The organism is Streptomyces pilosus (genome assembly GCF_014649835.1).
Lineage (GTDB): Bacteria > Actinomycetota > Actinomycetes > Streptomycetales > Streptomycetaceae > Streptomyces > Streptomyces pilosus.
Genome location: NZ_BMTU01000006.1, coordinates 404,512 through 419,038, shown reverse-complemented (window position 1 = coordinate 419,038; position 14,527 = coordinate 404,512). Strand labels below are relative to the sequence as shown.

The 14,527-nt window shown below is 73.6% G+C and carries 14 protein-coding genes; 7 read left to right on the top strand and 7 right to left on the bottom strand.

Annotation, left to right across the window (positions count from 1 at the left end; genetic code table 11):
• Window positions 1-10: 10 nt before the first annotated feature.
• From IE118_RS18560 to IE118_RS18550, 3 genes are all read right to left on the bottom strand, one after another.
• The gene (locus tag IE118_RS18560; RefSeq protein ID WP_189559056.1) at window positions 11-190 is read right to left on the bottom strand and encodes a hypothetical protein; all 180 of its coding nucleotides are present in this window, start codon (window positions 188-190) and stop codon (window positions 11-13) included.
• Between the two features lie 101 nt (window positions 191-291).
• Window positions 292-1,167, bottom strand: a complete 876-nt coding sequence (locus tag IE118_RS18555) for an undecaprenyl-diphosphate phosphatase (RefSeq protein WP_189559055.1) — start codon at window positions 1,165-1,167, stop codon at window positions 292-294.
• 157 nt (window positions 1,168-1,324) lie between these two features.
• The gene (locus tag IE118_RS18550) at window positions 1,325-1,798 is read right to left on the bottom strand and encodes a winged helix-turn-helix transcriptional regulator (RefSeq protein ID WP_189559054.1); all 474 of its coding nucleotides are present in this window, start codon (window positions 1,796-1,798) and stop codon (window positions 1,325-1,327) included.
• 129 nt (window positions 1,799-1,927) lie between these two features.
• Between IE118_RS18550 and IE118_RS18545 the strand changes: the two genes are divergently transcribed.
• Window positions 1,928-3,097, top strand: a complete 1,170-nt coding sequence (locus IE118_RS18545) for a thiolase family protein (protein WP_189559053.1) — start codon at window positions 1,928-1,930, stop codon at window positions 3,095-3,097.
• Window positions 3,098-3,113: 16 nt separating this feature from the next.
• Here IE118_RS18545 and IE118_RS18540 read toward each other — a convergent pair whose 3' ends face one another.
• Window positions 3,114-3,902 carry a TVP38/TMEM64 family protein gene (locus tag IE118_RS18540; protein ID WP_189559052.1) on the bottom strand — a complete coding sequence of 263 codons (789 nt, stop codon included), beginning with the start codon at window positions 3,900-3,902 and terminating at the stop codon, window positions 3,114-3,116.
• Between the two features lie 49 nt (window positions 3,903-3,951).
• On the opposite strand from IE118_RS18540, the gene IE118_RS18535 reads away from it, so the two are divergent.
• The 3 genes from IE118_RS18535 (at window position 3,952) to IE118_RS18525 (ending at window position 7,069) form a co-directional block, all read left to right on the top strand.
• Entirely contained in the window at window positions 3,952-4,686 is a 735-nt protein-coding gene (locus tag IE118_RS18535; protein ID WP_189559051.1) for a DNA alkylation repair protein, read from the top strand.
• Window positions 4,687-4,979: 293 nt separating this feature from the next.
• Window positions 4,980-6,149, top strand: a complete 1,170-nt coding sequence (gene tuf, locus IE118_RS18530; protein ID WP_189559050.1) for an elongation factor Tu — start codon at window positions 4,980-4,982, stop codon at window positions 6,147-6,149.
• 128 nt (window positions 6,150-6,277) lie between these two features.
• Entirely contained in the window at window positions 6,278-7,069 is a 792-nt protein-coding gene (locus tag IE118_RS18525; RefSeq protein WP_373298378.1) for a spermidine synthase, read from the top strand.
• 55 nt (window positions 7,070-7,124) lie between these two features.
• Here IE118_RS18525 and IE118_RS18520 read toward each other — a convergent pair whose 3' ends face one another.
• The 3 genes from IE118_RS18520 to IE118_RS18510 form a co-directional block, all read right to left on the bottom strand.
• On the bottom strand, window positions 7,125-8,426 hold the full coding sequence (locus tag IE118_RS18520) for an MFS transporter (protein ID WP_229846849.1): 1,302 nt from the start codon (window positions 8,424-8,426) through the stop codon (window positions 7,125-7,127).
• 60 nt (window positions 8,427-8,486) lie between these two features.
• Entirely contained in the window at window positions 8,487-9,494 is a 1,008-nt protein-coding gene (locus IE118_RS18515) for a DUF8017 domain-containing protein (RefSeq protein ID WP_189559048.1), read from the bottom strand.
• Window positions 9,495-9,636: 142 nt separating this feature from the next.
• Window positions 9,637-10,101, bottom strand: a complete 465-nt coding sequence (locus IE118_RS18510; protein ID WP_189559047.1) for a Crp/Fnr family transcriptional regulator — start codon at window positions 10,099-10,101, stop codon at window positions 9,637-9,639.
• Between the two features lie 254 nt (window positions 10,102-10,355).
• Here IE118_RS18510 and IE118_RS18505 point away from each other — a divergent pair, with 254 nt between their 5' ends.
• The 3 genes from IE118_RS18505 to IE118_RS18495 all read left to right on the top strand — a co-directional run bounded on the left by IE118_RS18505 (window position 10,356) and on the right by IE118_RS18495 (window position 14,523).
• The gene (locus tag IE118_RS18505; RefSeq protein ID WP_189559046.1) at window positions 10,356-11,237 is read left to right on the top strand and encodes a universal stress protein; all 882 of its coding nucleotides are present in this window, start codon (window positions 10,356-10,358) and stop codon (window positions 11,235-11,237) included.
• A 165-nt stretch (window positions 11,238-11,402) separates the two neighbouring features.
• Complete coding sequence (locus tag IE118_RS18500) at window positions 11,403-13,781, top strand: phosphoketolase family protein (protein ID WP_189559045.1); 2,379 nt, start codon at window positions 11,403-11,405, stop codon at window positions 13,779-13,781.
• Window positions 13,782-13,881: 100 nt separating this feature from the next.
• Window positions 13,882-14,523, top strand: coding sequence for a DedA family protein (locus IE118_RS18495; RefSeq protein WP_189559044.1), 642 nt, complete (start codon window positions 13,882-13,884; stop codon window positions 14,521-14,523).
• Window positions 14,524-14,527 lie beyond the last annotated feature (4 nt).

The following is a 14,527-nucleotide window of genomic DNA, read 5'->3' as shown; positions in this document are numbered from 1 at the left end:
CGGGGGACGGTCAGGCCGCCTCGACGACCCGGCCGCGCATCGCCGCGGCCCACTCGATCACGAGCAGCTCGTACTCCGCGCGTTCCCGGTCGGACAGGGAGCCCCTCGCGCGCAGCCACAGCGCGCGGATCTCCTCGTTGACCTCGGCGGCGGGCCGCACGGAACCAGGGGTCGTTAAATCGGGGGACATGACGACCAGCCTAGGGCCATGGACTGACGGTGCGCTACCGGACGGCTACGGGACCCGTATGCTCTCGGTCACGTGCCCCGGTCACCTTCCCCCGCGCCGGTTCAGCCCGCCGACTCCGCCGCGTGCGGGCTGAGGACGCCCATGCCGACCAGGACGATGATCACCACGCCGAGCGCGATGCGGTACCAGACGAACGGCATGAAGCTCCTGGTCGAGATGAACTTCATGAACCAGGCGATCACCGCGTAGCCGGTCACGAAGGCGACGACCGTGGCGAACGCCGTCGGGCCCCAGGAGACGTGCCCGCCGTCGGCGGCGTCCTTCAGCTCGAAGGCGCCGGAGGCCAGCACGGCCGGGATGGCGAGCAGGAAGGAGTAGCGGGCCGCGGCCTCGCGCCGGTAGCCCATGAACAGGCCGCCGCTGATGGTGGCGCCGGAGCGGGACACGCCCGGGATGAGGGCCATGGCCTGGCAGATGCCGTAGATCAGGCCGTCCTTGACGGTCAGGTCGTCCAGATCCTTGCGCTGCTTGGCGGCCCGGTGCCGGCCGCCGCTCTCGTCCCGCGCGGCGAGCCGGTCGGCGACGCCGAGCACGATGCCCATGCCGATGAGCATGGCCGCGGTGAGCCGCAGGTCGCGGAAGGGGCCCTCGATCTGGTCCTTGAGGGTCACCCCGAGCACCCCGATCGGGATGGAGCCGACGATGACCAGCCAACCCATGCGCGCGTCCGGGTCCCGGCGCATCCGCTTGTCCGTCAGGGAACGGGTCCAGGCCGACAGGATGCGGCCGATGTCCTTGCGGAAGTAGATCAGCACCGCGGTCTCCGTGCCGATCTGGGTGATCGCGGTGAAGGCGGCGCCCGGGTCCTCCCAGCCGGAGAAGGCCGCGGTCAGCCGCAGGTGCGCGCTGGAGGAGACGGGAAGGAACTCGGTCAGCCCCTGGACGAGTCCGAGGATGAGGGATTCAAACCAAGACATGAGTCAGCGGAGTCCAAGTGCCGATCGTGGACGGGCGAAGGGCACACCACGCCGCCACGTGCGGTGATCGGTGATCGGGCGCGCCGAGGGGGAAGCGTAGCGCCCCAAGATGAACCCCAGGCGTCAGGACCGTGCGGCTCGCCGACCCCCGGGCGGCTCACGCCGCCGTCGGCCCGCTCACCGTCCACCCGGGGGTCTGCGGACGCGGGGTCAGCTCCTCGTGCCGCGCCTCGCCGCCGCAGGCCCGGCAGGTGACGACCGGCACGAACGTGTCGCCGCAGCCGTGGTCGAGCACCATCGGCAGGTCGCCGTCCGGCCGCAGATGACGGTCGCCCCAGTCCTTGAGGGTCAGCAGGACGGGCTCCAGCTCCAGCCCCGCCCGGGTGGGCCGGTACTCGAAGCGCTGGGGGCGTTCGCTGTAGAGGTGCTTGGCCAGGATCCCGGCGTCGACCAGCCGCCGCAGCCGTGTGGCCAGGACGTCGCGCGGGGCGCCGGTGTTGCGCACCAGCTGGTCGAAGCGGCCGTTGCCGAGGCACACCTCGCGCAGGACGAGCAGGGAGTACTTCTCGCCGACGAGTGCGAGCGCGTCGGCGATCGAGCAGGGGCGCGGGTCTTTGGGGGCGGCGGCCATGCGTCGAGTCTACGGGAGGGTTTGAATTTCCAACTCACGACGCTATGGTGAGTTCGGATTTCCTACTCACCGGTACGTCGTTCCCGCAGCGCCCCGGCACCGGACCGGGCGGCCAAGGAGGCCCGCACCATGCGTGACGCAGTCGTCGTCGAAGCCGTACGCACCCCCATCGGCAGGGGCAAGCCGAACGGTGCCCTCGCCCACGTCCATCCCGTCGAACTCCTCGCCCACACCCTGCGCACCCTCGTCGAACGGTCCGGCGTGGACCCCGCGCTGATCGACGACGTCATCGGCGGAGCCGTCGACCAGGTCGGCGAGCAGGCCATGAACACCACCCGCTACGCCGCCCTGTCCGCCGGCCTGCCGGAGTCCGTCCCGGCCACCACGGTGGACCGCCAGTGCGGCTCCTCCCAGCAGGCCGTGCACTTCGCGGCCCAGGGCGTCATGGCGGGCGCCTACGACCTGGTCGTCGCCTGCGGCGTGGAGTCCATGAGCCGGGTGCCGATGTGGTCCAACGTGCCCGAGGGCACGGACCCCTTCGGCCCGGGAGTCGCCGAGCGCTACCCCGAGGGGCTCGTCCCGCAGGGCATCAGCGCCGAACTGATCGCCGCCAAGTGGTCCATCGGCCGCGAGCGGATGGACTCCTTCGCCGTCACCTCGCACCACAGGGCCGCCGCGGCCTGGGAGGCGGGACTGTTCGACGCCGAGGTCGCGCCCCTGGACGGCGTCACCCGCGACGAGTGCGTGCGCCCCGACAGCACCACCGAGGTGCTGGCCGGACTGCGGCCCGCCTACCACGACCCGGCCCTGGCCGAACGCTTCCCGCAGATCGAGTGGAACGTCACCGCGGGGAACGCCAGTCCCGTCAACGACGGCGCCTCCGCGGTCCTCATCACCTCCAGCGAGAGTGCCGCCCGGCTCGGCCTGCGCCCGCTCGCGCGGCTGCACGGCTTCGCCGTCACCGGCTCCGACCCGCTGCTGATGCTCACCGGTGTCGTCCCGGCCACCGAGAAGGCACTGCGCCGGGCGGGGCTCTCGCTCGACGACATCGACCTCTTCGAGGTCAACGAGGCGTTCGCCAGTGTGGTCCTGGCCTGGCAACAGGAGACCGGAGCCGACCTCGGCAAGGTCAACGTGCACGGCGGCGCCCTCGCCCTCGGACACCCGCTCGGCGCCAGCGGCACCCGGCTGACCACGACCCTGGTGCACGCGATGCGCGAACGCGGCGCCCGCTACGCCCTGCAGACCATGTGCGAGGCGGGCGGGCTGGCCAACGCGATGGTGCTGGAACGGCTCTGACGCGCCGCCGGCCCCCTCACCGCCCGCGCAGCTGGTTCCGCTTGCGCCACGCCACCACCGCGCCCACCAGGCCCGGTACGGCGATGCAGGCCAGCGCGATCAGGAAGGCCGGAGACGTCGGCGTCGAGGCGCGGGCGCCCGCCACGACGTAGGCGGCGGTGTTCGGGACCGAGCCGAGCGCCGTCGCCAGCAGGAACGGCAGCAGGCCCATGCGGGAGACGGCGGCGCAGTAGTTCGAGGCGGCGAAGGGGATGCCCGGGAACAGCCGGGCCGCCAGCATCGAGCGGAAGCCGTGCCGGCTGAGCTGGTGGTCCGCGGCCTTCAGCCAGCGTCCGCGGAGCAGCGGACGGAGCGCCTCCTGACCGAGGGCCCGCCCCAGACAGAAGGCCAGACCGGCGCCGAGCACCGTGCCGCCCAGAGCGGCGGCCAGACCCAGCTGCGAGGCGAACAGGGCCCCCGCGGCCAGGTTCAGCAGCGGACGCGGCACGAACGCCACCGTGCAGACCCCGTAGGCCACCGCGTACGCCACGACGGCCACGGCACCGCCGAGCCGGTCCGGCCAGCCGTCGGTCAGCAGCCGCTGTGGTTCGAGGACCAGCACCGCCGACGCCGCCGAGGCGAGCAGCACCACGAGCAGGGACAGTCTCGACCACGGGGACAGCAGGACTCTGGCGCACCGCGCGGCGACACCGGTGGCGGGCGGGAGAGCGGGTGCGGCCGTGGGGACGGCGACCGCGAGGTCGGGTGCGGCGGCCCGGGGAGAGGCCGCAGCCGTGCCCCCGGAGCGGGTGGTGGCATCGAGCATTCGGTGACACTAACCGACAAATATGTGTGATCGCCGTAGTGTTCGTCTCATGCGCGTCACAGGAGGCGGCACCGCGGCCGGAGCCCCGCCGGTGCCGGACAGCCCGTTCGCCGATGCCGTCCTGGAGCGGCTCACCGCCGCCTACCGGCCTGCGGCCGACCCCGGGAGGGCCGTGGCCATGCGGGCGTACATGAAGGACGTCGCCCCCTTCCTGGGCCTGGCCACGCCGGTCCGCCGCGCCCTGTCCCGCACCGTCACCGCGGGACTGCCCCGCCCCGGCGAGGCCGACTGCGCCGCCGTCGCGCTGCGGTGCTGGCACCTGCCCGAGCGCGAGTACCACTACTTCGCCGTGGACCACCTGCGCGGGCACGTACGGCACCTCTCCTCCGGCTTCCTGCCCGTCGCCCGGCACCTGCTCACCACGGTCGCCTGGTGGGACACCGTCGACCTGCTCGCCGCGCACGTCGTCGGGCCGCTGGTGGCCGCCGACCCGGCGCTCACCGCCGACATGGACGACTGGATCGGCGACGACGACAGGTGGCTCGTCCGCGCCGCCCTGCTCCACCAGCTGCGCTTCAGGGAACGCACCGACGCCGCACGCCTCTTCGCCCACTGCCTGCGCCGCTCCGACCACCCGGACTTCTTCGTGCGCAAGGCCATCGGCTGGTCCCTGCGCGAGTACGCCAGGACCGACCCCGACGCCGTCCGGGCCTTCCTCGCGCGCGAGCGGGGGCGCTTCGCGCCGCTGTCGGTGCGCGAGGCGCTGCGGAACATCGGCGGGTAGCCGCCCGGCCCGGAAAACCATTCGACGCGGGGCGGGCCGTCGGCAAGGATCGGCGTCATGTTCCGGTACGCCTTCCACCTCGCAGCATCCGCCGTCGCGGATGCCCCGAAGGCTGCCGTCCCCGCTTTCACCGCCGCAGTCGACGGCGCCCGAAGCTGACCCTCCCCGGATCGTCCGGCGGACCCCGCAGGGGGAGGGTCGGCCGGCTCCACGGGGTCCCCGTTCCGGCCGCGCGCCGCAGCGCCGCGCCGGGACCCTCACACGCCATCACCGAGAGGCTTCGAGGTACCGCCATGTCCAAGACGGCGTACGTCCGCACCAAACCGCACCTGAACATCGGCACCATGGGTCACGTCGACCACGGCAAGACCACCCTGACCGCCGCCATCACCAAGGTCCTGGCCGAGCGCGGCACCGGCAGTTTCGTGCCGTTCGACCGCATCGACCGGGCCCCCGAGGAGGCCGCCCGCGGCATCACCATCAACATCGCGCACGTCGAGTACGAGACCGACACCCGGCACTACGCGCACGTCGACATGCCCGGCCACGCCGACTACGTCAAGAACATGGTCACCGGCGCCGCGCAGCTCGACGGGGCGATCCTCGTCGTCTCCGCGCTCGACGGGATCATGCCGCAGACCGCCGAACACGTGCTGCTCGCCCGCCAGGTGGGCGTCGACCACATCGTGGTCGCGATCAACAAGGCGGACGCGGGGGACGAGGAGCTGACCGACCTGGTCGAACTCGAGGTCCGCGACCTGCTCTCCGCGCACGGCTACGGCGGCGACTCCGCGCCCGTCGTACGGGTCTCCGGCCTGAAGGCGCTGGAGGGCGACCCGCGCTGGACGGCGTCGGTCGACGCGCTGCTCGACGCGGTGGACACCTATGTGCCCATGCCGGAGCGGTACCTGGACGCGCCGTTCCTGCTGCCGGTGGAGAACGTGCTCACCATCACCGGCCGGGGCACCGTCGTGACCGGCGCGGTGGAACGGGGCACGGTCCGCGTCGGCGACCGGGTCGAGGTGCTCGGCGCGGAGGCGGAAACCGTGGTGACCGGCCTGGAGACGTTCGGCAAGCCCATGCAGGAGGCGCAGGCCGGCGACAACGTGGCGCTGCTGCTGCGCGGTGTCCCGCGCGACGCGGTGCGGCGCGGACACGTGGTCGCCGCACCGGGCAGCGTGGTGCCGAGCCGGCGCTTCACGGCCCGGCTGTACGTGCTGTCGGCCCGTGAGGGCGGCCGTACGACACCGCTGTCGACCGGTTACCGGCCCCAGTTCTACATCCGCACGGCGGACGTCGTGGGCGACGTCGACCTCGGCGAGGCGGGGGTGGCCCGGCCCGGGGACACGGTCACGGTGACCGTGGAGCTGGGCCGGGACGTGCCCCTGGAGGCCGGACTCGGGTTCGCCGTCCGTGAGGGCGGACGCACCGTCGGGGCCGGCACCGTGACGTCGGTCGGCTGAGCCGCGGACGGGCCGCCCGCCCCCGCACACGGGGGCGGGCGGCCCGGCGCGGGCCCGCCGGGGACAATGGGGTGGTGAGCGCATCCCTCCCCGTGACCCGTGCCGTCGGCCACGGCACCGCCAAGCTGATGCCCGACGTGGACCGGGAGCGGGCCTGGCTGCTCACCGTCGACGGGGCGCCGCAGTCGTACGTCGACCTCGACGAGCCGGCCCACCTGGAGTTCGAGTACGCCCGCCGGCTCGGGCACGTCCTGGACGTGGCCGCCGAACCGGGAGCCCCGCTGGACGCCCTGCACCTCGGCGGTGGTGCCCTCACGCTGCCCCGGTACGTGGCCGCCACCCGTCCCGGCTCCCGGCAGCACGTCGTGGAGGTCGACCGGGAACTGCTGGAACTGGTCGCCGAGGAACTGCCCCTGCCCGCCGGCGCCGGTGTCACGCCGCACGCGGCGGACGCCCTGGCCTGGCTGGGGGCGGCCCCCGACGACAGCGCGGACGTCCTGGTCGCCGACGTGTTCGGCGGCTCGCGCGTGCCCGCGCACCTGACCACCGTCACCTACGTCCGTGAGGCCGCGCGCGTCCTGCGGCCCGGCGGCGTCTACCTCGCCAACCTCCCGGACGCGGCCCCGTTCGCCTTCCTGCGCTCCCAGCTGGCGACGCTCGCGACGCGCTTCGCCGAGCTGGTCCTGATCGCCGAACCGGGTGTGCTGCGCGGCCGCCGCTTCGGCAACGCCGTCCTCGCCGCGGCCCACCGTCCCCTCGACGTCGCCGCGCTGTCCCGCGCCACCGCCGCCGACCCCTTCCCGGCCCGGGTGGAACACGGCGCCGCGCTGCGGCGGTTCATCGGCGGCGCGCGCCCGGTGCGCGACGAGGACGCCGTCCCCTCGCCCGAGCCGCCGGCCGGGGCGTTCGGCATCGGCTGACGCACGGGGAGCCCCGCGGACCCCCCCGGTCGCGGGCACGGGCGGGCCACGGGGGTCAGTCCAGGTCCACCCGGCCCGGTTCCCGGACGTGGTGTTCCGCGTCCCGCGGCGCCGGGAGGGCGACCGTGACGTGGTGGGTGCGGCGGCGCAGATCGCGTACGTCGGGGACGCACAGGACCGCCGCCGTGACGACCACCACCAGCGCGGCGCAGCCCCACAGCGCCTCCGGGCGGCCGAACGCCGTCTCCGCGGGTCCCGCCAGCGCCATCGCCATGGGGACCAGCGCGACCGAGCCGAACCAGTCGTACGCCGAGACCCGGGACAGCTTCTCTTCCGGGATCTCCTGGTGCAGGGCGGTCATCCACGAGACGCCGAACACCTCGACGGACACACCGGTCACGAACATCACCGCGCACAGCACGGTGACTGGCGCCGGCACGGCGAGCGCGGCGGACGGCAGGGCCAGCGGGAAGACGCACAGGGTGCCGACGAACAGCAGCCGGCGCGGCTGCCAGCGGGTCATCAGCAACGCGCCCGCCACCGTGCCGCCGCCGAAGAAGGCCAGCGCCACGCCCCACGGCGCGGCACCGCCCAGGTGGTCCCGGGCGACGAGCGGCCCGTAGACCGCGTCGGCCGCGCCGACGACCGCGTTGGCGAGGGAGAACTGGATGACGATGCCCCACAGCCACGGCCGTCCGGCGACCTCCCGCCAGCCGTCCTTCAGGTCGGCGAGCATCCCGCCGCCCGGCGCCCGCGGCGGGATGTGCTTCACGTCGAGGAACGCGCGCAGCGCCGCGGCGACCGCGAAGGCGGCCGCGTCCGCCGCCAGCACCCAGCCAGGTCCGATCGCGGCGACCATCGCGCCGCCGAGCGCGGCACCGCCGAGGGTCGCCCCGTGCATCGCCATCCGGAACACCGCGAACGCCCGGCCGGCCTGTTCGCCGTCGACGGAGGAGAGCAGCATGCCCTCGGCCGCCGGGTTGAAGAACGCCTGGCCGGTACCCCCGAGCGCGCTCAGCAGCATCATCTGCCACAACTGCGCCTCGCCCGCCAGGACGAGGGCCGCGAACACGCCCTGCGAGACGCAGTTCAGGGTGTTGGCCGCGACCATCACCCGGTGACGCGGCAGCCGGTCCGCGACGGCACCGCCGATCAGCAGGAACAGCACCAGCGGCAGGGTGCGCGCGGCGGCCACCAGGCCGACGTCGCCGCCGTCGCCGCCCGTGCCGAGCACGGCGAACGCGGAGGCGATGAGCGCGCCGTGGCTGCCCAGGTTGGTCACCACGGCGGCGGCGGTCAGCAGGGTGTAGTTGCGTCCGGCCCAGACGGGCCGGCGACGTACGGCGATGGTCGGCACCCCGTGACTATCGCCGGGGGAGGGCCGGCTTGCCAAATGGACCGCCGGCCCCCTGGCCGGTCATGCCCCCTGCGGGCCCTCCTCGGTCAGGCGCACCGTGCTGAGGATCTGCTGCACGGTCGCCTCCGGGATCTCGTCCTTCACCTTCGCGGCGCCGTACAGGTTCCAGGTGACGAAGTCACCGGCGCCGTTCTTGAAGGCGAACGTGATCGCCTTGCCCTCGCTGTCGCACTTGCCCTTCTGCGGGGTGTTCTCCGAGTGGGACGTGGCGACGTGGCCGGCGAGGCCCGACTTGGTGGTGTAGGGCTTCGGCTTGACCTGCTTCACGCTCTTCTTGTCGGGCTGCGTGTACCCGCCGAAGATCCACCACGGCACCCGCGTCTCGGCGGCCTCCTGCGTGGTCTTGGCGCCGTTCTCACCGCGGGTTCCCGCCGTCGCGAGGGCGGTGTCCTCCTCGCGGCCGTCCTTGTTGTCGTCGCTGGTGCACCACGCGGACTTCAGGTAGGCGGGGGCGGTGACGGTGGTGCGGCCCATCTCGCCGTCCTTCTCCTCCCACTCGAAGCCCACGCTCGTGCCGGGCGTCTCGATCTCCCAGTCGGCGGGGACGTCGAACTTGGTGCCGAAGCGCGTGTTGACGACGACCTTCCAGCCGGGCACGGTCGCCTTCTCCTCGTCGCCGCCGCGCGGGTTGCCCTCCGACGCGGTGGCGCTCGGCTCCGTGGAGGTCTCCTTCGTCGCGGTCGCCGTCGGCTTGGCGTCCTTCCCGCCGTCGGCCGCGTCGTCCTTGTCGCCGCCGAGCACCAGGAACCCGGTGACACCCGCGGCCACCACCACGGCGGTGGCCGCCACGATCGCCACCAGCTTCGTCCGGTTCCCGCCGCCCCCGCCGCCCTGCGGCGCCTGGGGCACGCCGACGGTGGAGGGATCGCCCCACTGCTGCTGGTACGGGTTCGGCTGCTGGTAGCCGGGCTGCTGGTACGGATTCGGCTGTTGGTACCCCGGCTGCTGGTACGGATTGTTCGATTGCGGGTTCTGCTCGCCCCCGGGCGGCTGCTGTCCTGGCCACATGGGCAGTCACCCTAGCCGCGCCCCGGACACGATTGGGTCACCGCCCTTTGACGGGCACGTAGCAACCGCGCCGCCGCCCCGCACGCGGAGGCCGGTCCGCTCGCGGGTGACATCCCGCCGGCCGCCGCCCCGGGGCCTGTCCTCACACGGCGGCGCCGGCGCCGTACGGACCGTAGAGGTCCAGCAGGCGCATCCGGGAGGCGTGCAGCCGGTGGGCCACCACGTCGCCGACCCACCGGGCGAGGTCCCGGCCCATCCCGGGATCCTCCTCGCACAGCGCGAGCACGGCCCGGGCGTCGAACTCGTACGCCCGGACCGGGGTCGTCGCCTCGGCGCCGAGCTGCCACACGTGCGGGGAGAACAGCCAGGACCAGCCGACCAGTTCGTTGTGCCCGAGGCGTTCGATGACAGCGGCCCGGCGGCCGGGCACGTGCATGTCGAGTTCCACGGTGCCGGTGCGGATCACCCAGAACCGGTCCGCCCGGCCACCCTCCTCGAACAGCCGGGCGCCCGGCGCGAAGGACACCTCGCGGGCGGTCTCCACGAGCCGTGCCCGGTGCTCGGCGGGCAGGGCGCGCGGCATGCTGGGGGACGGGGGAGCGTACATGGCGGGCCTCCCGGGCCGGGTGCTTGGGACTGCCGACGTGCTCCCAGCGTCGCCCCGGCCGAGGCCCCCGGCCATGGGCCGTACGGCCCCATGCCCGGGGGCGGTCGGCCCTCCCCGCCGGACGGCCCCCCACCACGGCACCGTCCCGGGAGGCGGGGCCGTCCGGCGCCCGGTCGGGACCAGTGGCCCTTGTCGCCGGAACCGTTCCGGGCGAAGCTCGTGGTGATCACTTCGAACCGGGAGGTGTCCCCACCATGACCCGCACCGTCACCGTCGGACTCGACGGCTCACCCGAGAGCCGGGCCGCCGCCGAGTGGGCGGCCCGTGAAGCGGTGCTGCGCTCGCTGCCGCTGCGGCTGCTCCACGTCCGCCGGCCGGCTCCCGCGCCGGCGGCACCGCAGGCCGAGGCCTGGCGGAGCATGCCGAGCGAGACGGCCGAAGGGCTGCGGCTGCGCCACCCCGGCCTCGAGGTGACCCACGAACAGATCGACGGACTGCCCTACGAGGTGCTGACCAGCGCCGCGGAGGACGCCGAGCTGCTGGTGCTCGGCTCCCGCGGACTCGGCGCGCTCGGCGGATTCCTGGTCGGCTCGGTCGGACTCGTCGTCGTGGCCCGCGCCGGGCAGCCCGTGGTGCTGGTCCGCGCCGGCGAACAGGCCGCCGACGAGCACGAACCTGATCCGGCGGGCATCCCCTCGGCGGGCACGGCCTACCGGCCGGTGCTGCTCGGCGTGGACGCGGACCGGCCGCACGACGCGGTCATCGAGTTCGCCTTCGCGGAGGCGCAGCGCCGCGGGACCTCCGTGCGCGCCGTGCACGGCTGGGCCCTGCCGCCCTACTACGTCTACGGACTCGCCGCCGCTCCGGAGGCGTACCACGACATCGAGCGGGAGCAGGCCGCGAACCTGACCCGGGTGCTGGCTCCCTGGCGCGCGAAGTTCCCGGAGGTGCGGGTCGTCGAGGAGTCCTTCGGCGGCAGCCCGTCCGTCCGCCTCGTCGAGGCCTCCGCGGAGTCCTCGCTGGTGGTCGTCGGCCGCCGGACCCGCCGCAACCCGCTCGGCTCGCACATCGGGGCCATCACCCACGCGGTGATGCACCACTCCGCCGCCCCGGTCGCCGTGGTCGCCCACGGCTGAGCGGGACGGGGACGGGCGCCCCCGGCCGTCGCGGGGCGCCCGTGCCGATTGCGCCACGTGGCGCCGTTCCGCCGGGCGGGGGGCATCGACGCGCGCGAAACTGGTACCCCGCTCCTGATCCCCGCCCGCCGGACCCGACCGGGGCCCACCACTCACGGAGTCTCCATGCCCGAGGACCAGGACATCCCGACCGCGCCGAGCGACGAGGAACTGCGCACCCTGGACGCCCACTGGAGGGCGGCCAACTACCTGTCGGCGGGCCAGATCTACCTGATGGCCAACCCGCTGCTGACCGAACCCCTGCGGCCCGAGCACATCAAACCCAGGCTGCTCGGGCACTGGGGCACCTCACCCGGGCTCAACCTGGTGTACACCCACCTGAACCGGGTGATCACGGCCCGCGGACTGGACGCGCTGTGCGTCTGGGGGCCGGGACACGGCGGCCCCTCCGTGCTCGCCAACTCCTGGCTCGAGGGCAGCTACAGCGAGACCTACCCGGACGTCGGCCGGGACGCGGCCGGCATGGCCCGGCTGTTCCGGCAGTTCTCCTTCCCCGGCGGTGTGCCCAGCCACGTCGCCCCCGAGGTCCCCGGCTCCATCCACGAGGGCGGCGAGCTCGGCTACTCCCTCGCCCACGCCTACGGAGCCGCCCTCGACAACCCCGGCCTGCTGGTCGCCTGCGTGATCGGTGACGGCGAGGCGGAGACCGGCCCGCTGGCGACCTCCTGGCACTCCAACAAGTTCCTCGACCCGGTGCACGACGGTGCCGTCCTGCCGATCCTGCACCTCAACGGCTACAAGATCGCCAACCCGACCGTCCTGGCCCGTCTGCCCGAACCCGAACTCGACGCGCTGCTGCGCGGGTACGGCCACGAGCCGGTCCACGTCGGCGGCAGCGACCCCGCCACCGTCCACCGGGCGATGGCGCACGCCCTGGACACCGCCCTGGACCGCATCGCCGGCATCCAGCGCGCCGCCCGCGAGCAGGGCGCCACCGAACGCCCCCGGTGGCCGGTGATCGTGCTGCGCACCCCGAAGGGCTGGACCGGTCCCCGCGAGGTCGACGGGCAGCCCGTCGAGGGCACCTGGCGCTCCCACCAGGTCCCGCTCTCCGGAGTCCGCGACAACCCCGAGCACCTGCGGCAGCTGGAGTCGTGGCTGCGGTCGTACCGGCCCGAGGAACTCTTCGACGACCGGGGCCGGCCCGTCGCCGACGTGCTCGCCTGTCTTCCCGAGGGCGCCCGGCGACTCGGCTCCACCCCGCACGCCAACGGCGGGCTGCTGACGCGTGAACTGCCCATCCCCCCGCTCGACGAGTTCGCCGTCCCCGTCGACAAGCCCGGTACCACCCTCCACGAGCCCACCCGGATCCTGGGCGACCTCCTGGAACGGATCATGCGGGACACCTCGGGCCGGCGGAACTTCCGGCTCGTGGGCCCCGACGAGACCGCCTCCAACCGGCTCCAGGCGGTCTACGACGCCAGCGGCAAGGCCTGGCAGGCGGCCACCCTCGACGCCGACGAGCACCTCGACCCGCACGGCCGGGTGATGGAGGTCCTCTCCGAACACCTCTGCCAGGGCTGGCTCGAGGGCTACCTCCTCACCGGCCGGCACGGACTGTTCTCCTGCTACGAGGCGTTCGTGCACATCGTCGACTCCATGGTCAACCAGCACATCAAGTGGCTGAAGACCTCCCGGGAGCTGCCCTGGCGCACCCCCGTCCCCTCCCTCAACTACCTGCTCACCTCCCACGTGTGGCGCCAGGACCACAACGGCTTCTCGCACCAGGACCCCGGCTTCGTCGACCACGTCCTCAACAAGAGCCCCCACGTCGTACGCGTCTACCTGCCGCCGGACGCCAACACCCTGCTGTCCGTCGCGGACCACGCCCTGCGCAGCCGCGACTACGTCAACGTGATCGTGGCCGGCAAACAGCCCTGCTACGACTGGCTGTCCATGGACGAGGCCCGCGCCCACTGCGCGCGGGGCGCCGGCATCTGGGAGTGGGCGGGCACCGAGAACGGCGGCGAGCCCGACGTCGTCCTCGGCTGCGCGGGCGACGTGCCCACCCAGGAGGTCCTGGCCGCCGCGCAACTGCTCCGCCGCCACCTGCCCGAACTCGCCGTCCGTGTGGTGAACGTCGTCGACATCGCCCGGCTGATGCCCCACGGGGAGCACCCGCACGGCATGACCGACTTCGAGTACGACGGCCTGTTCACCGCGGACAAGCCGGTGATCTTCGCCTACCACGGCTACCCGTGGCTCATCCACCGCCTCGCCTACCGCCGCAACGGCCACCCGCGCCTGCACGTGCGCGGCTACAAGGAGTCCGGCACCACCACCACGCCGTTCGACATGGTGGTCCGCAACGACCTGGACCGCTACCGGCTGGTCATGGACGTCATCGACCGCGTCCCCGGGCTCGCCGTGCGCGCCGCCGCCGTACGGCAGCGGATGGCCGACGCGCGCAGCCGGCACCACGCCTGGATCCGCGAGCACGGCACCGACCTGCCGGAGGTGGCGGAGTGGAGCTGGAACGCCTAGCGCCGGGTCAAAACTCCCGAACCGGTAGGATTCCCGCCGGTGCTCCGCGTCCGGTCGCACCGCGAACGAACACGGCACCGGTGGACCGGGAGGAACGGCGTTGCACGTCCAGGAGTGGCTCGAGACCGTACCCGCGGTCACCGTGTACGCGATGGTGGGACTGGTCATCGCTCTGGAGAGCCTGGGCATCCCGCTGCCGGGGGAGATCATCCTGGTCTCCTCCGCGCTGCTCGCCTCCCAGCACGGCGACATCGACCCGGTGGTCCTCGGCGCCTGCGCCGTCGCCGGCGCGATCACCGGCGACTCGATCGGCTACGCGGTCGGCCGCAGGGGCGGACGGCCCCTGCTGGCACGGCTGGGCGCGAGGTTCCCCCGGCACTTCGGCGAAGGGCACATCGCCACCGCCGAGCGGTCCTTCCAGAGGTGGGGCATGTGGGCCGTCTTCTTCGGCCGCTTCGTCGCCCTGCTGCGCATCTTCGCCGGCCCGCTCGCGGGCGTGCTGCGGATGCCGTACGGGAGGTTCCTCACCGCCAACGTCCTCGGCGGCATCCTGTGGGCGGGCGGCACCACGGCCGTCGTCTACTACGTCGGGATCGTCGCCGAGTCCTGGCTGAAGCGCTTCTCCTGGCTGGGCCTGGTGGCGGCGGTGCTGATCGGCGTCACCTCGCTCCTGGTCCTGAAGCGCAAGGCGGGGAAGAACGCGGCGGACACCGCCGGGCCCGCGGCCGCCGCGGAGTCCTGAGCGG